The organism is Gemmobacter sp. 24YEA27, assembly GCF_030052995.1.
Taxonomy (GTDB): domain Bacteria; phylum Pseudomonadota; class Alphaproteobacteria; order Rhodobacterales; family Rhodobacteraceae; genus Pseudogemmobacter.
Window position 1 is genome coordinate 1,311,084 of sequence record NZ_JASJPW010000001.1, and the last position, 18,215, is coordinate 1,329,298.

General features: G+C 63.6%; 19 protein-coding genes and 1 pseudogene. 7 read left to right on the forward strand and 13 right to left on the reverse strand.

Going from position 1 to position 18,215, the window contains the following annotated elements:
- Positions 1–31 precede the first annotated feature (31 nt).
- Both rplM and rpsI read left to right on the forward strand, forming a co-directional pair.
- Positions 32–496 (forward strand): 50S ribosomal protein L13, encoded by a 465-nt coding sequence (gene rplM / locus QNO18_RS06545; protein WP_092895502.1) that lies wholly within the window; start codon positions 32–34, stop codon positions 494–496.
- Positions 497–501: 5 nt separating this feature from the next.
- A complete protein-coding gene (rpsI, locus tag QNO18_RS06550; protein ID WP_092895504.1) occupies positions 502–1,005 on the forward strand; it encodes a 30S ribosomal protein S9 in 504 nt (167 codons plus the stop codon).
- Positions 1,006–1,201: 196 nt separating this feature from the next.
- Here rpsI and QNO18_RS06555 read toward each other — a convergent pair whose 3' ends face one another.
- The 8 genes from QNO18_RS06555 to QNO18_RS06590 form a co-directional block, all read right to left on the reverse strand.
- Complete coding sequence (locus QNO18_RS06555) at positions 1,202–1,909, reverse strand: M48 family metalloprotease (RefSeq protein ID WP_283178755.1); 708 nt, start codon at positions 1,907–1,909, stop codon at positions 1,202–1,204.
- Positions 1,910–1,949: 40 nt separating this feature from the next.
- Positions 1,950–2,999 carry an aromatic ring-hydroxylating dioxygenase subunit alpha gene (locus QNO18_RS06560; protein WP_283177034.1) on the reverse strand — a complete coding sequence of 350 codons (1,050 nt, stop codon included), beginning with the start codon at positions 2,997–2,999 and terminating at the stop codon, positions 1,950–1,952.
- 78 nt (positions 3,000–3,077) lie between these two features.
- Complete coding sequence (locus QNO18_RS06565) at positions 3,078–4,259, reverse strand: VWA domain-containing protein (protein ID WP_283177035.1); 1,182 nt, start codon at positions 4,257–4,259, stop codon at positions 3,078–3,080.
- A 17-nt stretch (positions 4,260–4,276) separates the two neighbouring features.
- Positions 4,277–4,444: a hypothetical protein gene (locus tag QNO18_RS06570; protein WP_171909442.1), complete on the reverse strand. Its 168-nt coding sequence runs from the start codon at positions 4,442–4,444 to the stop codon at positions 4,277–4,279.
- A 57-nt stretch (positions 4,445–4,501) separates the two neighbouring features.
- A complete protein-coding gene (locus QNO18_RS06575; RefSeq protein WP_283177036.1) occupies positions 4,502–4,714 on the reverse strand; it encodes a hypothetical protein in 213 nt (70 codons plus the stop codon).
- Positions 4,711–5,238, reverse strand: a complete 528-nt coding sequence (locus tag QNO18_RS06580) for a DUF2927 domain-containing protein (protein WP_283177037.1) — start codon at positions 5,236–5,238, stop codon at positions 4,711–4,713. Before QNO18_RS06580 ends, QNO18_RS06575 begins: the two co-directional genes overlap by 4 nt.
- Positions 5,239–5,243: 5 nt before the next feature.
- Positions 5,244–5,879 carry a DUF2927 domain-containing protein gene (locus QNO18_RS06585; protein ID WP_283177038.1) on the reverse strand — a complete coding sequence of 212 codons (636 nt, stop codon included), beginning with the start codon at positions 5,877–5,879 and terminating at the stop codon, positions 5,244–5,246.
- 738 nt (positions 5,880–6,617) lie between these two features.
- Positions 6,618–7,457, reverse strand: a complete 840-nt coding sequence (locus QNO18_RS06590; protein ID WP_283177039.1) for a MoxR family ATPase — start codon at positions 7,455–7,457, stop codon at positions 6,618–6,620.
- Between the two features lie 183 nt (positions 7,458–7,640).
- On the opposite strand from QNO18_RS06590, the gene dksA reads away from it, so the two are divergent.
- A complete protein-coding gene (gene dksA / locus QNO18_RS06595) occupies positions 7,641–8,063 on the forward strand; it encodes an RNA polymerase-binding protein DksA (protein WP_092901232.1) in 423 nt (140 codons plus the stop codon).
- A gap of 142 nt (positions 8,064–8,205) precedes the next feature.
- The gene (locus QNO18_RS06600; RefSeq protein ID WP_283177040.1) at positions 8,206–9,387 is read left to right on the forward strand and encodes an FAD-dependent monooxygenase; all 1,182 of its coding nucleotides are present in this window, start codon (positions 8,206–8,208) and stop codon (positions 9,385–9,387) included.
- 6 nt (positions 9,388–9,393) lie between these two features.
- Here QNO18_RS06600 and xth read toward each other — a convergent pair.
- A pseudogene (gene xth / locus QNO18_RS06605) lies at positions 9,394–10,172 on the reverse strand (exodeoxyribonuclease III).
- A gap of 55 nt (positions 10,173–10,227) precedes the next feature.
- On the reverse strand, positions 10,228–12,648 hold the full coding sequence (gene pheT / locus QNO18_RS06610; protein WP_283177041.1) for a phenylalanine--tRNA ligase subunit beta: 2,421 nt from the start codon (positions 12,646–12,648) through the stop codon (positions 10,228–10,230).
- A 527-nt stretch (positions 12,649–13,175) separates the two neighbouring features.
- Here pheT and QNO18_RS06615 point away from each other — a divergent pair.
- The 3 genes from QNO18_RS06615 to QNO18_RS06625 all read left to right on the forward strand — a co-directional run bounded on the left by QNO18_RS06615 (position 13,176) and on the right by QNO18_RS06625 (position 15,039).
- On the forward strand, positions 13,176–13,688 hold the full coding sequence (locus tag QNO18_RS06615) for a hypothetical protein (RefSeq protein ID WP_283177042.1): 513 nt from the start codon (positions 13,176–13,178) through the stop codon (positions 13,686–13,688).
- Between the two features lie 174 nt (positions 13,689–13,862).
- Positions 13,863–14,636: a DUF6478 family protein gene (locus QNO18_RS06620; protein WP_283177043.1), complete on the forward strand. Its 774-nt coding sequence runs from the start codon at positions 13,863–13,865 to the stop codon at positions 14,634–14,636.
- A 10-nt stretch (positions 14,637–14,646) separates the two neighbouring features.
- The gene (locus QNO18_RS06625; RefSeq protein ID WP_283177044.1) at positions 14,647–15,039 is read left to right on the forward strand and encodes a hypothetical protein; all 393 of its coding nucleotides are present in this window, start codon (positions 14,647–14,649) and stop codon (positions 15,037–15,039) included.
- A gap of 120 nt (positions 15,040–15,159) precedes the next feature.
- Here QNO18_RS06625 and QNO18_RS06630 read toward each other — a convergent pair whose 3' ends face one another.
- The 3 genes from QNO18_RS06630 to map form a co-directional block, all read right to left on the reverse strand.
- Positions 15,160–16,644 carry an acetyl-CoA hydrolase/transferase family protein gene (locus QNO18_RS06630; protein WP_283177045.1) on the reverse strand — a complete coding sequence of 495 codons (1,485 nt, stop codon included), beginning with the start codon at positions 16,642–16,644 and terminating at the stop codon, positions 15,160–15,162.
- Between the two features lie 134 nt (positions 16,645–16,778).
- Positions 16,779–17,249 (reverse strand): YbaK/EbsC family protein, encoded by a 471-nt coding sequence (locus tag QNO18_RS06635; protein ID WP_283177046.1) that lies wholly within the window; start codon positions 17,247–17,249, stop codon positions 16,779–16,781.
- A complete protein-coding gene (gene map, locus QNO18_RS06640) occupies positions 17,249–18,070 on the reverse strand; it encodes a type I methionyl aminopeptidase (RefSeq protein ID WP_198839036.1) in 822 nt (273 codons plus the stop codon). The genes QNO18_RS06635 and map overlap by 1 nt, the downstream gene beginning before the upstream one ends.
- Positions 18,071–18,215: the final 145 nt, after the last annotated feature.

Genomic DNA, 18,215 nt, shown 5'->3' on the forward strand with positions numbered 1-18,215 from the left:
TCCCTCGCCTCTATCCTTGATGGAACCACCGATGAAAACCTTCACCGCTACCCCGGCGGATATCGAGAAGAAGTGGATCCTGATCGACGCTGAGGGCGTCGTTCTGGGTCGCCTCGCCACGATCGTCGCCAATATCCTGCGCGGCAAAAACAAGCCGACCTTCACGCCCCACATGGACATGGGTGACAATGTCATCGTGATCAATGCGGACAAGGTCCAGCTGACCGGCAACAAGCGCGAAGACAAGCGCTACTACTGGCACACCGGCCACCCGGGCGGCATCAAGTCGCGCACCGTGCGCGAAGTGCTGGAAGGCAACCATCCCGAGCGCGTCGTGATCAAAGCTGTCGAGCGCATGATCACCCGCAACAGCCTGGGCCGTCAGCAAATGTCGAACCTGCGCGTCTATGCCGGCGCAGAACATGCCCATGAAGCTCAGCAGCCCACCGTCCTCGACGTCAAGCCGCTGAACCCGAAGAACACCCGGAGCGCGTGATTTAAATGGCCGATATCAAGTCTCTCGACGATCTGAAGGCCGCTGTGGGCACCGCTGCTCCGGCCGCCGCTGCCGAGGCTGCTGTGCGCGCCCCGGTGCGTGACAAGCTGAACCGCTCCTATGCGACCGGCAAGCGTAAGGATGCGGTTGCCCGCGTCTGGATCAAGCCGGGTTCGGGCAAGTTCCTGATCCGCAACAACAAAGGCGAGTATATCGATTACACCGCCTATTTCGCGCGCCCGGTGCTGCAGATGATCCTGCGTCAGCCCTTCCAGGTGGCGAATGTTGAAGGCCAGTATGACGTCATGGCGACTGTCGCCGGTGGCGGCCTTTCGGGCCAGGCCGGTGCGGTGAAGCATGGCATCTCGAAAGCGCTGCAGCTGTTCGAGCCGTCGCTCCGTGGCGCCCTGAAGGCAGCAGGCTTCCTGACCCGCGACAGCCGCGTCGTGGAACGTAAGAAATACGGTAAGGCCAAAGCCCGCCGTTCGTTCCAGTTCTCGAAGCGCTGATCCGTTTCACATTACACGAAAGGCGCGGGGGAAACCTCCGCGCCTTTTGCGTTCAGTCGCTGCTTCTGGCTGGCTGCGGAAGCCTCCGGCGGGATATTTGAGGACAGATGAAAAGCCTTTGCTGATTTCATCTGTCCTCAAATATCCCGGGGTGAGCGGCGAAGCCGCGAGGGGCAGGGCCCCTCCCTTTGCGTCGCTATTCAACGGGGGCGGGCAAAGCAGGTCGGGTCCAGCGCGCCTCATTGGCCTCTATGGCCGCAATGCGGTCGGCGGTTTTCGGGTGGCTGCGCAGCCAGACCGGCACTTCGCCTCCTCCGCCGCCGGTAAGGGTCTCGAGCTTGCGGAACAGGCTGATCTGAGGCCCGGAGCCGTAACCCGCGCGGATCATCAGGGCGGTGGCCCAGGCATCCGCTTCGAATTCATCGCGCCGCGACAGCCTGGCCATCAGCGTGCGTGACAACAAATTGGCGATCATGCCGCCAATGCCGGGGAGAAATCGGTTAAGGACGCCCGCGAGCAGGATGCCGACCGCATTCTGGCCGGTGAAATCGATCATGCGCCGCCGCGTATGGCCATGTGCCACATGGCCAAGCTCATGCGCGATTACCGAAGCCAGTTCTTCGGGCGTCACATGGCCCTGTTGCTTTTTCGTCAGAAATCCCCGCGTCAGGAAGATGCGGCCATCATGTGCGGCAAGCCCGTTCACAGGCTCGATGTCGAGGAGGTTCACTTTGACCTCTGGCAGATCAAGGGCCCGGGCAAGCCGCGCCGCAACCGCCTGGATTTCAGGATCATCCAGCGGGCGGGATTGCTGATCCAGCATCCGTTTCGAACGCCAGACCGAAAAGCGCATCATCAGGAAGCCATAGGCAATCAGCAGCAAAAAGGGCATGAGGCGCAGGATCATGCCCTGAATATAGGGCAGTCGGAGGTTTGAACAGCCCTCAGAGGGCAAGTGCCCGCGCAACCCGCTCCTGGAAATACTGCACGCCCCGTTCATGGTGGCCGGAGAGCGGGCCGGAAGTATAGGCGCCGGCGGCGTAATTGCGATGGGTTTCCACACAGACCTGGTAATCCTCGCGCACCACCGCAAGCGTGCCCTGTACCGATTTCTGCCGCGCCTCCTCGGCCCCGGCTGCGGTATCTGCGAAGAAGAAATGGTAATGCTGATCGGTATGGCCGACCGAGGACGGGTTGATCCGGCTGACATTCATGCCGCCGTCAAACAGCGACAGCGTCCAGTTTGGCCACATCCAGAGCCATTTGCCCCGGTAGAACAGCCCGTCTTTCGGCGGCGCGGTCATCTTCACATAGCCTTTATGGGCGGTGGTGGCGAAGGCCTCGAAATCTATCGCCGCGAAGAAGCCCGGATGGGTGCCGGGGATGTGGTAGCCTTCGACGAAATTGTCGGTATAGACTTTCCAGTTCGCGTCGAAACTGACGGTTGCGGTGTCGGTGGCCTGGTAGCTCTCCATCGGCTCATCTGCCAGCTCTTCGGGCAGATCGCCCAGCTGGTCCAGCAGGCTCTCCACCGGATCAATCGCAGCAAAGAGCAGCCCGCGCCATTCCGCCAGCGAGACCGGCTCCAGCGGCCAGTCCTCGGGGATAATGGCGGGGTCTTTGCCATACCATGGCGCCTGAACCAGCCGGCCCGTGTCTGCGAATGACCATTTGTGATAAGGGCAGACGATCAGCCCGCATTTGCCGGCTCCATCCGCGAGGAGCTTCGCTCCGCGATGGCGGCAGACGTTCCGGAACCCCCTGAGCACCCCGTCCCGTCCCCGGATCGCAAAGACCGGGATCCCGGCAATGTCGATCGCCAGATAATGCCCGCTTGCAGCAACATCCGAGACCGGACCCATCAGCTGCCAGGAGCGGTTGAAGATCCTGGCGCGTTCCTCCTGAAACACTTCGGGCCGGATATAGAGGCCAGGATCGAGGTTCAGATATTGCTGGCCTGGAAGGACGTCATCATGGCGGGTATTGGCTGGCATCGGCTTGCCTCCATTCGTGCCATCACTGGTGTTTGTACGAATGTGCCAGATTAATCCCGCGCCTGGCAAGAGGCGCGTTCAGCGCAGCGCTTTCACGCCGCGCGTGATGCCGTCCAGGGTCATCGGCACCATGCGGCCCTCGAAAATGGCATCAATCATCCGGGTGGACTGGCTGTAGCCCCATTGCCCTTCGGGCACCGGGTTGATCCAGAGGTGATGCGGCCATTGTTCGGTGGCGCGGGTCAGCCAGGTCTGGCCGGATTCGCGGTTCCAGTGTTCATTGGCGCCGCCTGGATGGCTGATCTCATAGGGCGACATGGCGGCATCGCCGACAAAGATCGCGCGCCAGTCAGGCCCATGGCTGCGCAGAATATCCCAGGTGGGCGTCTGGTCCGTCCAGCGGCGCTGATTGTCCTTCCAGACGCCCTCATAAAGGCAGTTGTGGAAATACCAGGTCTCGAGATGGCGGAATTCGGACTTCGCTGCCGAAAACAGCTCTTCCAGAACCTTCACATGCGGGTCCATCGAGCCGCCGATATCCAGAAACAACAGCACCTTGACCGCATTGCGCCGCTCGGGCCGCGTCTGTACATCCAGCCAGCCCTGTTTCGCCGTGGCGCGGATGGTGCCGGCAAGGTCAAGCTCTTCCACCGCGCCGTCCCGCGCCCAGCGGCGCAGCGCGCGCAAGGCCAGTTTGATATTGCGCGATCCGATCTCGGCCTTGTCATCAAGGTTTCGGAATTCGCGCCTGTCCCAGACCTTGACCGCACGGCGGTGGCGGCTCTCGTTCTGGCCGATGCGGATGCCTTCGGGATTGTAGCCATAAGCGCCAAAGGGCGAGGTGCCGGCGGTGCCGATCCATTTATTGCCACCCTGATGGCGGCCTTTCTGTTCTTCCAGCCGCTGGCGCAGCGTTTCCATCAGCTTGTCAAAGCCGCCAAGCGCCTGGATTTCCGCCTTTTCCGCATCTGAGAGGAATTTCTCGGCCAGCTTTTCCAGCCAGTCGCCGGGCAGGTCCAGCGCTTCGATCACCGCCTCATCCGGGATCTGATCGAGGCCCGCAAATGCCTGGGCGAAGGCGCGGTCATAGCGGTCGAGATGACGTTCGTCCTTGATCAGAGTGATCCGGCCAAGATGGTAAAAGGCGTCGATATCATTGGTGGCAAGCCCCGCCTCCAGCGCCTCGAGAAAGGCGAGAAATTCGCGCGGGCTGACCGGCACAGCTTCGCGGCGCAGCGATTCGAAAAAGGGCAGAAACATCGCGCCGCCCTCCGGTGTCAGCTGTAGAGGCGCAGCAGGATGACCTGCGCAAACAGGCCGGTCACCCCCAGCAAAAGCCCGATCCCAAAGGCATATTGCGCCATATCTGCCGCTTTGCCGCCCAGCTGGCGGGCGCGGACCGCGCCGATCACTGCCCCCAGAAGGAAACCCCCGATTGCCAGCATTCTGTTCGCCCCCGTCCTGCCTGTCTGGGCTGGTCGGGGGCTGTCTCAGCCCGGCGATCAGCCGCGGAAGAGGCCGCGCAGCCCGAGCGCGCTGATTTCACGCGTCCGCGCCCGGATATTGGCCTCAGAGCCGAAGCCATAGCGCGCAAGCGGCTGGCTGTCCACTCGCAGCCGGTCGGCTTCGGCCTTGCGGCCCAGCATGTCGAGCGCCTCGGCACGGATAAGCTGGGTGGTGGCCAGCAGCCCGTGGTTTTGCGACTGACGGATCACCGGGATCGCCCTTTCGGTGAAGCGCAGCGCCTGGTCGGCTGGCCATTGGCCAGCGACAGTGCGGCCAGCTGCATGTCGATATGCGCGACATAGACGGCGCCGGCCGGCTGGGTCCGCCAGATCGCGGCGGCTTTGGTGAATTCCGACACGGCCGCGACGCGGTCCGATCCGACCAGAAGCCGCGCATGGGCGAAATAGGCAAAGGCGAGGCGGCTGTCTTTCCAGCCCTGGGCATGGGCCATTGCAATCGCCTTTTCGGCGGCGGCCTTGCGGCGCGCATTGCCATAGCCCGGGTTCAGCGCAACCGCGATAAGTTCCTTCCAGGCCGGCGGCGTGATCGAAGTGTCCTGGGTCAGCGGCCCGCCGGTCCCGAAAATTGCCGGCAGCTGCGCGGAGACTTCGGCTTTCGACATGCCAGAGCGCAGCTTTGGCGAATACCAGGCGCGCAGGATCTTCATGTCGAAATCGGTCAGCACGGCCTGGAAATTATCGTCATTAAAGACCGAATCGGTCAGCCGGTACATGTCGTTCAGGGGCCCATCGCCTGGGCCAGTTCCTCATGCAGGCAGTCGCGCACTTCCTGCGGGCTGGCATCCGAGGGCGCGAAAATCCCGACGGTCCTGCGCTCGGTCACGCGGGTCCAGTCGACGCGGTAGGTGCCGCGATTGGCCTGGTATTCCGCAAGGCTGGAAACATTGGGGACCACGAAACAGGCGGCATTCGGAGCCGCGCGGCCGAGCTCGCGGCGGGTGCTGAATTCGATGGTGACGGAAGCCGGTTCCGAGGCGCTCACACGGCGCACATTCAGGCCGGCCTCGCTGCGAAACCGCTGCAGCAGGCGGTCGAGATCGGCGCCTGCGGTGGCGGGTACATTGCCGGTGAGGGACACGGTGACCGGCCCTTCAAAGCGGCTGAAATACGGCAGCTCGCGCCCGCTTTCCAGCCGGAAGCCAAGCCCGAGGAAGGCGGCTGTCATATCGGCGGGGCTGTGACGCACCGAGGCGACCGGCGCCAGACCCGCAACGGGGTCTACGAAAGCCGGAGCCGAAAGGATGCCGGCCTCGGTGGCAGGAAGCATCCGTCCCTTGGTTACGTCAGCATTGGGCGCGGGTGCGCAGGCGGTAAGGGCCGCCAGGGCGGCGGCAAGCAGCGGAATGTGTCGCATTGAGTGGCAGCTCGATCTTTGCGTGCGGAGGTTTGCCCCCGGCAGTTGCATTGGCCTCCGGCCAGGCCAGCACGCGATGCCCCCGCATCACATGCTGGCCTGAGCCGATGGTGGTCCGTGACGAGCGCATCCGACGGCGCGGTAACGGGGGGGCGAGCAGACATATGGGTGCCCCCCGGAACCGCGTCGTTCACAGCCGTCCCGGGACCTTCCGGGCAGCGACGCGCGAAATCTCTGACGGCAGGGCGATCCGGGCAGGGATGCGCTGGCGGTCAGAGAATGCTGGTGAAGAGGGATGGAGTGCGGCAAGACCCGCCGGTTGCGACCGGTTGGACCAGACATTGTCCGGGCCGCCGGTACGTCCGGTCGCGGTCAGAACGATGTCCATTGTTGCCAGCATACAGGTTGTGTCTCCATCACCAAAGCTTCTGTGTTTCTATTCAACACAATCCCTTTGTCGTGATCGGGGCCTGTATGTGTCAATTGCGCGGAATCTGCGTGTTCAGCGAGTCACTAGCCATCGCGGTCACTTTTGCTTCAGGAACCAGATATGGCCCAAAATTGTCACGCAATATTTCAATATGTTTCATAAATTGTAATGTTGTGATGTGATTGTGGCAGGATCGTGGCGTAATCGGGGCAAAGTCGCCCGAATCGTCCCTCAGGCTGGACACAACACCGGGGCAGGATTCGGGCAAAAGCAATTCGGGGTTGATCCCCTGTCGCGCGACCCGGGGCTCAGCGATTCCCCCGTGACATGAAGGCCAGCCGCTCGAAAAGCTGCACATCCTGTTCGTTCTTCAAAAGCGCGCCATGCAGTTTCGGAAGCAGATGCCGGGGATCGCGTGCGAGGTCCTCGGGCGCGAGGTCTTCCGCGAGGATCAGCTTCAGCCAGTCCAGCACCTCCGAGGTCGAGGGCTTTTTCTTCAGCCCCGATGTTTCCCGGATGGCAAAGAACTCAGTCAGGGCGGCGGTGAGCAGGGTTTCCTTGATATCGGGGAAATGGACACGGATGATCGCGGCCAGGGTCTCGGCATCGGGGAAGCGGATATAGTGAAAGAAACAGCGGCGCAGGAAGGCGTCGGGCAGCTCTTTCTCGTTGTTCGAGGTGATGATCACCACCGGCCGCTGCCGGGCCTTCACCGTCGCGCCGGTTTCATAGACATGGAACTCCATCCGGTCGAGTTCCTGCAGCAGGTCATTCGGGAATTCGATATCGGCCTTGTCGATCTCGTCTATCAGCAGCACCACCCGCTCGGGCGCATCGAAAGCCTGCCAGAGTTTCCCACGGCGGATGTAATTCTGCACGTCATGGACCCGGGCATCGCCGAGCTGGCTGTCTCTGAGCCGGCTGACCGCATCATATTCATAGAGCCCCTGCTGGGCGCGGGTGGTGGATTTCACATGCCATTCGATCAGCTCCATGCCGAGGCTGGCCGAGACCTGACGCGCCAGCTCGGTCTTGCCGGTCCCGGGCTCTCCCTTCACCAGCAGCGGACGGCCCAGAACCACTGCTGCATTCACCGCCACGGCGAGGTCGGGAGCCGCGATATATCCTGTGGTAGACTGGAATTTCATGTGTTCACACGCCCTTGCCGGATTGGGTGCCCAATGGGCCTCGCGGACCCTATCGGCGCGTTGAATTTATCGCAACTGCTAGTGACATTGCTGCCCACATGAGCTAAATGCCGCGCCAACGGGAGTGCGCATATGACAGAAGCCCACCTGTCGGCGCCCGCCGGCGACAAGGAGAGATCTGCGATGAAGGCCGAAGTTTTCCTGCCCGACGATTACCGCCCCGCCGAGGGCGAGCCCTTTATGAATGATCGTCAGCTGGAATATTTCCGTCGCAAGCTGATCATCTGGAAGCAGGAGCTGCTTGGCCAGTCCGCCGAGACCCTTGGCAACCTGACCGAAAGCGGTCGCAATGTGCCCGATCTCGCTGACCGCGCCTCGGAAGAGACCGACCGCGCGCTGGAACTGCGCACCCGTGACCGGCAGCGCAAGCTGATCTCGAAGATCGACTCGGCGCTGCGCCGCATCGAGAACAACGAATATGGCTATTGCGAAATGACCGGCGAGCCGATCAGCCTCAAGCGGCTGGATGCGCGCCCGATCGCGACCATGACGCTCGAGGCACAGGAAAAGCATGAGCGCCGTGAAAAGGTACATCGTGACGACTGAGGGCTGTCAAAGGCCCGTTCCGGGACAGCGCCAGGCGTGGCAAGGCTTGCAAACAGGCCGCTGACACAGGAAAAGAAAGCCGGGCTTCTGCCCGGCTTTGTCATTGCCGGCGGGCTGACCGGTTTCTCAGGATCAGGACAGAATGACGCTCAAAGACCAGGCGGTGACCATACTCGGGGCGGGGGTTGCGGGTCTTGCGCTGGCGCGGGCGCTGGCGCTGAAAGGCGCGCGGGTGATCGTGATGGAACAGGCCGACGCCATCCGCGAGGTCGGTGCCGGTTTGCAGATCAGCCCGAATGGCGCTCGGGTTTTGCAGGCGCTTGGCCTGGGGCCCGCGCTGGAGGCCGCCTCGCTGCGCGCCGGGGCGGTTGAACTGCGCGACGGCTTTGACGGCAGCCTCGTGACGCGGCTCGATGTGGCGCGGCTCCGCCCTGATCAGGGCTGGCATTTCCTGCACCGCGCCGATCTGATCTCGCTTTTGCTTGATGGCGCCAAAGCTGCCGGCGCCGAGTTGCGGCTGTTGCAAAAAGTGCGCCGCGTCGATCTGAGCGGGGCGCAGCCGGTGGTTGAGACCTGCACCGGTGCATTGGAACCCGCCTCGATCCTGATCGGGGCCGATGGGCTGCAATCCCATACCCGCGCCGCGCTGAATGGCGAGGCGAAGCCGGTTTTCACCAGGCAGGTCGCCTGGCGCTGCCTTGTGCCCTGCGATCCGTCCGAGCCGAAGGTCGCCGAGGTCCATATGGGGCCGGGGCGGCATCTTGTCAGCTATCCGCTGCGCGGCGGCACGCTGCGCAATATCGTCGCCGTCGAAGAGCGTGACCGCTGGACCGAAGAGGGTTGGTCGATCCGCGATGATACGATGGAGATGCGGCTGGCCTTTGCAGATTTCAGCCCGCGGGTGAAGGGCTGGCTCGACCAGGCCGGGGATGTCTGGCTCTGGGGTCTCTTCCGCCATCCGGTCGCGAAGACCTGGGTCCGGGTGCTGCCCGAAGGTGCGGTGGCGCTCATTGGCGATGCCGCGCATCCGACTTTGCCCTTCCTTGCTCAGGGCGCGAATATGGCGCTGGAGGATGTCTGGACGCTGGCGGCGATCCTCGAGCGCCACGGCACGGCCGGGCTGGTGGCCTATCAGGTGGCGCGCGCGCGGCGCACGCAGCGCATCGTGACGGCGGCCAGCCGCAATGCGCGCGCCTATCACCTTTCGGGCCCTTTGCGCGCGGTCGCGCATCTGGGGCTGCGGCTTGGTGGCCGCATTGCCCCCGGTGCCGCGCTGTCGCGGTTCAACTGGCTTTATGATTACGATGTGACGAAGATCGGCTGAGATCGCTTACGCCGCCAGACGCACCCAGACCGGCACATGGTCTGACGGTTTGTCGCCGGCGCGAACATCCTTGTCGATGCCGGTCTCTTGCAGCAGATCCGCTGCCTGGGGCGTCATCAGCACATGGTCGATACGGATCCCGTTGCCGCGCTCCCAGGAATTGGCCTGGTAATCCCAGAATGTGTATACACCGGGGCGCGGGTCGCGGGTGCGGATCGCTTCGGTCAGGCCGAGGTTCAGAAGCCTGCGGAACGCAGCCCGGCTTGCGGGCAGGAAAAGCGCATCTTCCAGCCAGGCCTCGGGCTTTGCGGCATCCTCGGACTGGGGATCACATTGTAATCGCCCAGGAAAAGCGTCGGCTCTTCCAGCGCCAGCAGGGTGCGCGCGCGGGCCTCAAGTCGTTCCATCCAGGCGAGTTTATAGTCATATTTCGGCCCCGGCGCCGGGTTCCCGTTCGGCAGATAAAGCCCGCAGACCCGCACCACGCGCGGGCCTTCAACCACAGCCTCGATCCAGCGCGCCTGTTCGTCGCTGTCATCCCCCGGCAGGCCCCGTGTCACATCGGAAAGCGGGTATTTCGACAGGATCGCCACCCCGTTGAAGCTTTTCTGGCCATGGGTCTCGACCTGATAGCCCATCTCCTCAAAGAGCTCGCGCGGGAAGCCCTCATCGACGGATTTGATCTCTTGCAGGCAGACCACATCGGGTTCGGCCTCGCGCAGCCAGCGCGGCAGTGCCTCGATCCGGGCCTTGATGCCGTTGATGTTGAAGGTGGCGATCTTCATGGCATTCTCCCGGAGAGGTGAGCGGCGCGAGGAGAGGCCCCCGCGCCGGAAGGGGTTACGAGCGCAGCGCGCCGCCGGTCGCTTTGGTGACCTTTTCAATGACCTTTGCCGAGACGGCTTCGATATCTGCGTCGGTCAGCGTGGCGGCGGTCGGTTGCAGCCGGACAGTCAGCCCGAGCGATTTCTTGCCCGCGCCCATCTGTGCCTCGGCCTTGTCGCCGGTGAAGTGGTCAAAGACGCGGACAGACTCGATCAGGGCCTTATCGGCACCAAGGGCGGCGTTGACGGCCACCAGGGCTTCGGTCTTTGCATCGACCACGAAGGCGAAATCACGCTCGACCGCCTGGAGGTCGCTGATCACCAGCGCCGGGCGGGTCGGTGTCTTCACCTTGGGCGCCGGGATATTGGCGATCTGTACGGTAAAGCCGACCGCCGGGCCTTTGACCCCCATCGCGGCCAGAACGCGCGGATGGATCTCGCCGTAAGTCGCAAGCGTATTCGGCCCAAGGCCGATCACGCCCGAGCGGCCGGGATGCCACCAGGCATCGGCTTTGCGGGTGATCTGCACCTTTGCGGGCGCGCCAAGTGTGGCCAGCACCGCCTCGACATCGGCTTTCGCATCGAAGACATCGACCGGACGGCGCGAGGCCCATGGATCGCGCGGCGCCGAGGCGCCGACCAGCAGGCCCGAGGCCAGCAGCACCTGTTCCCCGGGCTCACCGCCGGAGAAAACCGGGCCAACCTCGAAAAGCGCCATATCCTGGAAGCCGCGCGCCTGATTGCGCGCCGCTGCCGCCAGCAATCCCGACAGCAAGTCGGGGCGCAGATGGCTCATCTCGGACGAGATCGGATTGTCGACCTTCACCGCATCCGTGCCACCCCCGAACAGGGCCGCAGAAGCGCCGTCGATAAAGCTGTAGGTCACGCATTCATTATAGCCGAGGCCGGCGATCTGGCGCCGCGCGGCTTTCTCGCGGATTTGCATCGGCGTGAGGATCGGCTTCGGCACGCCCGGGAGCGCTCGGGTCAAAGGCGCGCCGACCAGTTTCGTCAGGCTCGCGATCCGCGCGACTTCCTCGACCAGATCCGCCTCGCCCTGGACATCGGGGCGCCAGGAGGGGGGGGCGGCCATCAGCCCGTTCATCGTGAAGCCAAGGGCTTGCAGCGTGCGGATCTGTTCGGCCTCGGGGATCTCCATGCCGACAAGGCTGATCAGCCGTGCCGGGTCCAGCCGGTAGGCGCGGGTGGTGTCGGGGGCGGCGCCATCGCTCACGACATGGCTGGCCTCGCCGCCGCACAGATCCAGCACCATCTGCGTCGCCAGTTCCAGCCCCGGCAGGGTGAAAGCCGGGTCAACGCCGCGCTCGAACCGATAGCGCGCATCCGAGTTGATCTTGAGCGCGCGCCCGGTGGCGGCGACGGTGATCGCATCCCAGAAGGCGGATTCCAGAAAGACCGTGGTGGTCGCGTCGGTGCAGCCCGAGTCCTCGCCCCCCATGATGCCGGCCAGGCTTTCCGGCCCGCGCGCGTCTGCGATGACCATATCACCGGCGCGCACAGCATAGGTCTTGCCATCCAGCGCCAGCAGGGTCTCGCCGGCAACTGCCGGGCGGATATGCAGCGCGCTGCCCTCCATCCGGTCGACGTCAAAGACATGCAGCGGGCGGTTCAGCGCGAAGGTGAAATAATTGGTGATATCGACCAGGGTCGAGATCGGGCGCAGCCCAATGGCCTTCAGCCGGTTTTGCAGCCAGGCGGGCGAGGGTCCGTTCGTCACCCCCCGGATCACGCGGCCCGCGAAATGCGGCGCGGCTTTGGATTTCAGCGCAGGCTCGATCCGCACCGTCACCGGGCTGTCGAATGTGCCGGCAACCGGCGTGATTTCCAGCGGTTTCAGCTGGCCCAGCCCACGCGCGGCCAGATCGCGCGCCACGCCCCGGATCCCAAGCGCATCGGGGCGGTTCGGGGTGATCTTGATCTCGATCACCGGATCATTGACGCCCTTATAATCGATGTAGCGCGCGCCCAGCGGCGCATCCGAGGGCAGTTCGATAATGCCGTCATGATCGTCCGACAGTTCCAGCTCGCGTTCGGAACACAGCATCCCGTTTGAATCGACGCCGCGGATGTTACCGGGTTTCAGATCGACTCCGGTGCCGGGCACATGGGTGCCCACCGGCGCGAACACACCGACCAGCCCGGTTTTCGCATTGGGCGCGCCGCAGACCACCTGGACCTCGACCGGATCCGATCCCGGCCCGCCCGGATAGGTCGCAACACGGCAAACGCGGAGCCGGTCGGCATTGGGGTGCTGCACCGCCTCGATCACGCGGCAGATGCGGAAGGCCCCGAGCCGTGCCGCCGGGTCTTCGATCCCCTCGACCTCAAGCCCCAGATCGGTCAGCGCATCGGCGATTTCCGTGACGGAAGCGCCGGTTTCCAGATGGTCTTTGAGCCAGGAGAGGGTGAATTTCATCGTCAGGTTCCGCTGAGGCGAGGCTATAGGGCAGCCGGTGGTGTCGCAGGTGGGCAGTCGCTTGTATCGCAAAGGGCATTAGCGCAACGGCGCTCAAAGGGAAAGGCGGCAGCGGCATATGCCCTGTAACGGGCAGCAGGAATGACCCGGGCGGCAAGCCCGGCGCCTCGACAGAATGCTTGCCCGGAAGGGCCGGGCGATTTAACCATCACCGGACCGTTACGCGCCCGAAAACGTGCCGGAACAGATGACAGACAGTGTGACAGGCGGCGGGCCGGACAGTGTGAAGGAAAAGTGCTTTGTATGACGCGCCTCTGATTTCAACATCGACGATTTCCCGGAATAAGCAGATTGCGACCGCGACCAGGCACCGAACCGGGCCCGGGGCCAGACCTGAGACCAGATCCGGGAGCAGTGGCACGCGCGTCTTCGCCTGGCTTGCCTGCGCCGCGCTGCTCTCGGCCTGTGTTGCGCCCGCTGGAACGGGTGGGGGCACGGGGGGCGGCACGGCCAGCAAAGGCGGCGCGATGAGCTTTATCGGCGGAGAGATCCGGATCGAGCCGCCCGCCGGCTATTGTATCCATCCCGGTGCCAGCAGCGATTCGTCCGATGGCGCGGTGGTGCTGATCGGTGAATGTGCGGCGAAAGGTGCTGTGGTTCCTGCCGTGATCAGTGTCACCATCGGCGGCGAGGGATCGGCCGAGATCCTGCAATCCGGCGCCAAAGCGCTGTCGGATTATTTCATGTCGCGCCCCGGTCGCGCCGCCCTTGCGCGTGATGGCAACCCTGCCTCGGTCGTTGTGCGCCAGACAGCGCTGTCGGGAGGCGCGCTGGTCATGCGGATGTTTGACCGCCAGGTGGGGGAATACTGGCGCGCGGTGCTGGGGCTGCGGGGGCGTCTGGTCTCGGTCTCGGTCATGGCGCCCGAGACGAGCAGCCTGTCCCCCGACCAAAGCCGCGCGCTGCTGGAAAAATCCATCACTTCGATCCGCGCCGCCAACGGTTCGACGGTGAAAAAGCCAGCGGTTGCGGCACCCTGAAAAGGGCGCCGGGGATCTGGCCCGCAGCGGGGGCGATGTTTTCTGCTGCAACACCCGGCCCGGCCTGCTAACCAGGGCATGGGCCAGATGTGGGCCAGGGACTGTTTCGGCGGGCGGGACACAACGCGGCATCCGGCCCCGGGAATTTTGGCCAGACATACGAAACGGAAAGCAATGGCAGGGCGACTGAGAGAGAAACTTGACCGGCTCATCTTCCGCCGCGCGCTGGCGCGCTGGTCGGAAAACGCCGGCGAAGCCGCCACGACCCCGCTTGACCGCCTGCGCAGCCTGCGCGGCCTTGCCCGTCAGACCCGCCGCGAGGTCGACCGCGTCCTGTTCGAGGCCGAATACCGCCTGACCCTGCCGCTGATCGGCGCAGGATCCTTCCGCCGCCTGCCGGGTACCGACTGGGCCTGGCGCCCGGATCTGTGGAAAGGCCCGATCCCCGTCCCGGGCATGACGGCGGTCGAGGGCAAATCGCTGATCTGCGAGGGCACCACGCTGTTCCATGACTGCCGTCGTTCGGAACTGACCGTCCGCCAGCTGCGCAATACCCGCGAAGAGGATGTGGCGCCTTTTGGTTTTCGTATGGATGTCTTCCGCTTTGACGGCAGTTTCCTGTCGCTGGTGCTGGATCTGCCCGATGCGGCGGCGCAGGGGCTGCGGTTGCGGCACCTGATCCGGCTTGACGCCATCATCGAGGTGGAAAAACCGCTCGAAGTCTTTGCAAGGCTGAACATCCGCCATGGGCCGAATGTCGAACAGGTGGTGCGCGAGCTGCCGCTGAACGGCAAAGACGCCTGTGTCGAATTCGACCTCGCCTATACAAGGGTCAATGAGAAACGGATCGAAAAGCTCTGGATCGACCTGATTTTCGAAGGGCCCGAAATGAACCAGGTGACGCTGCGCGATCTGACGATCAGCCGGCGCCCCAGGGCCGAACTGTAAGGAACTGACCATGCCGGACGCCGTCACCCTGACCCGCACCCGCATCCGCGCCGGCACCTGGGAGGGGATCCTCTCGGGTGCAGGTGACACCGCCCCGACCCTTGAAGTCACGCTGGACGGCACAATGCAGCCCGGCGTCACCGTCACGCCGATCCCCGGCCGCTCCGGCGATTACGCGGTGAAAGTGCCGGTCCGGTCCGAGGTGCTCTCGGAAGGCGTCCAGACCTTCCTGATCCGGCGCAAGGGGGCGGCGGCCGAGCCGGTGCTCGCCCATTTCACCATCATCACCGGCGTCGCCATGGAAGACGACCTGCGCGCCGAATTCGACCTCCTGCGCGCCGAGCTCGATATGCTCAAACGCGCCTTCCGCCGCCATTGCCTGGAAGCCGCCGGCCGGAGCTGACATCCGGCTGAACGAGTGACGCCAGAGGGAGGCGAGGACAGAAAACCCGATCCGGGCTTTCTCTTGACGTAAATACTTCCCCGCCGGAGGCGCTTCGCGCCCTGAATGGCGGTGAAACAGTCACATCCGCCCGGTTTTCCTGAGCCGGACATGCCAGGACAAAGCCTCTTCCAGAATATGCGGCGTATGGCCGCCAAAGCTCAGCGCCCGCTCATAGTAATCGCCAAGGCCCGCCCGCCAGTCGGGATGGGCGCAACTGGCGATGATCCGCACCGCCCGTTCGCGCGGGGCCAGCCCGCGCAGATCCGCAAGCCCCTGTTCCGTCACCAGAATATCCACGTCATGTTCGGTGTGGTCGACATGGCTGACCATCGGCACCACCGATGAAATCGCGCCCGCTTTCGCAATCGACTTGGTCACAAAGACCGAAAGCATGGAGTTTCGCGCAAAATCCCCCGATCCCCCGATCCCGTTCATCATATTCGTTCCCATCACATGGGTTGAATTCACATTGCCGTAAATGTCGAATTCCAGCGCGGTATTGATCGCGATCAGACCCAGCCGGCGCACAACTTCGGGATGGTTCGAGATCTCCTGCGGCCGCAGGATCAGCTTTGGCTTATAGCGGTCGAACTGCGCCATCACCCTTGCATTGCACCCGGCTGACAGGGTGATCGACGAACCCGAGGCGAAACTCAGCTTGCCTGCATCCATCAGATCGAACGTGCTGTCCTGCAGCACTTCGGAATACATCCGCATGTCTTCAAACGGGCTGGCGATCAGCCCGTGCAACACCGCATTCGCAATCGTCCCGATCCCGGCCTGCAAAGGCGCGAGCCGTTTTGTCAGCCGTCCCGCTGCCATCTCTCCCTCGAAAAACCGGATCAGATGGCCGGCAATCGCCCGCGTCTCATCGTCAGGCGCAGAAATCGCCGCTGCCGAATCCTGTTTCTCGGTGATTACAATTGCGGCGATCTTCTCGGGCGGAATGGCGATCCAGGGCGTGCCGATCCGGCTGTCCACCGTCACCACCGGGATAGGCATCCGGTTCGGCGCATAGGTCGGGATAAAGACATCATGCAGCCCCTCAAAACTCAGCGGCTGCGAAAGGTTGATCTCGACGATCACCTTATCCGCCAGAATGGCGAAACTCGCGGAATTGCCGATCGAGGTCGTGGGAATGATGCCGCCATCCGAGGTGATCGCCACCGCCTCGATCACCGCCACATCCACCCCCGGGATCTGGCCACGCCGGAGCTGTTCAACGGTTTCCGACAGATGTTGGTCAATGAACATGACCTCACCCGCATTGATCGCCCGGCGCAGTCCCGGATCTGACTGAAACGGCATTCGCCGCGCCGTCACTTTCGCCTCTGCCAGGATCTTATCTAGGTCATGGCCGAGGCTCGCCCCGGTCAGCAGCGTGATCTTCAGCGGGTCGGTCTTTGCCCGCTCCGCCAGCGCCAGCGGCACGGCCATCGCCTCACCCGCACGGGTAAAGCCCGACATGCCGACCACCATCCCGTCCCGGATCAGGCTTGCCGCCTCAGCGGCAGAGACCACCTTGTCGCGCAGGGCCCCGTGACGGATCCGGTCCTCATACATGGCAGTGCTCCTGTGGCATCATGGCTGGCTGACCCCTGCTAGGGGCTGCGCGCCTGCCACGCAACTTTTGTATGCGAAAGTATGCGAAGACCTGATATGCAAAATTTGCATGCGTGCATCAATAAATGCATATCTCAGGCGATCAGAGCTGCCGCTTTGCCACCGCTCACCGTCAGGGCATCCCCGGGGGCTATCCCCAGCAAAAGCCCGCGCTGGCCGGCATTGATCCAGACCTTTTCCGCCGTCGAGACCGTCACTTCCAGCGCAACCGGCACCGCTTTGCGCTGCCCGAAAGGCGATATGCCGCCGGTATGATAGCCTGTCAGCTTCTCGGCCTTTGCCGGCTGCATCATCGCCGCCTGTTTGGCCCCAAAAGCCGCCGCCACCTTCTTCATTGACAGGCTTGCATCCGACGGGATCACACAGCAGGCGGGCTTGCCGTCAACCTCGACCATCAGGCATTTCAGCGCCAGATGCGGGTCAAGGCCAAGCGCCTCAGCCGCCGCCATGCCGATCTTTTCTGCTCCCGGATCATAGTCATAAGGGTGAAGCGTGAACGCCACACCCGCGCGCGTCAGCTGATCGGTGCCGCGCGTCGCCGCCATTACGCCGCCGCCTGATCCCAGGTCCGGAAAAAGGTGCCCGCAGGCGAGAGGGTAAAGATCTCGCAGCCCGTCGCGGTCACCCCGATCGAATGCTCATATTGCGCCGAAAGCGATTTGTCGCGCGTGACTGCGGTCCAGTCATCGGCCAGTGTCTTGGTCTCCGGGCGGCCCAGATTGACCATCGGCTCGATGGTAAAGAACATACCCTCTTCGAGGATGATCTTATCGGCGCTGCGGGTATGGTAATGCAGCACATTCGGCGGCGCATGGAACACCAGCCCCAGCCCGTGGCCGCAGAAATCGCGCACCACCGACATGCGCTGCGCTTCGACATGGGTCTGGATCGCGCGGCCGATATCGCCAAAGCTCGCGCCGGGCTTCACCTCGGCAATGCCACGCATCAGGCTTTCATGGGTGACCTCGATCAGCCGCTCGGCCTTGCGCGGCATCTTGCCGGCCGCATACATCCGGCTGCTGTCGCCATACCAGCCATCGACAATCACCGTCACGTCGATATTGGTGATATCGCCCTCGGCCAGCACCTTCGGCCCCGGGATCCCGTGACAGACGACATGGTTGATCGAAATGCAGGAGGCGTGCTGATAGCCTTTATAGCCGATGGTTGCCGAAATCAGCCCGCGCCGCCGGATCTCCTCGCGGATGAAATCGTCGATGGACGCCGTGGTCACCCCCGGCTGCACCAGAGGCGCAACCATGTCGAGGATCTCGGCCACCTGCCGCCCCGCCGCACGCATCCCCGCAAAATCCGCCTCTTCATAGATGCGAATACCGTCTTTCGTGATCCGTCCGCGCGTGTCCATCGCCCCTCGCTTTCAACGCCGTAAATAGGCAATCGCAAAGAAAAACACCAGAGCCAGCGGCCCCTTGCCATTTTCTGTCTGAAAATACCCTCCGGGGGTGTGGGGGTGGAAAACCCCCGCCGCCACGCTATACCTTTACGCGCAA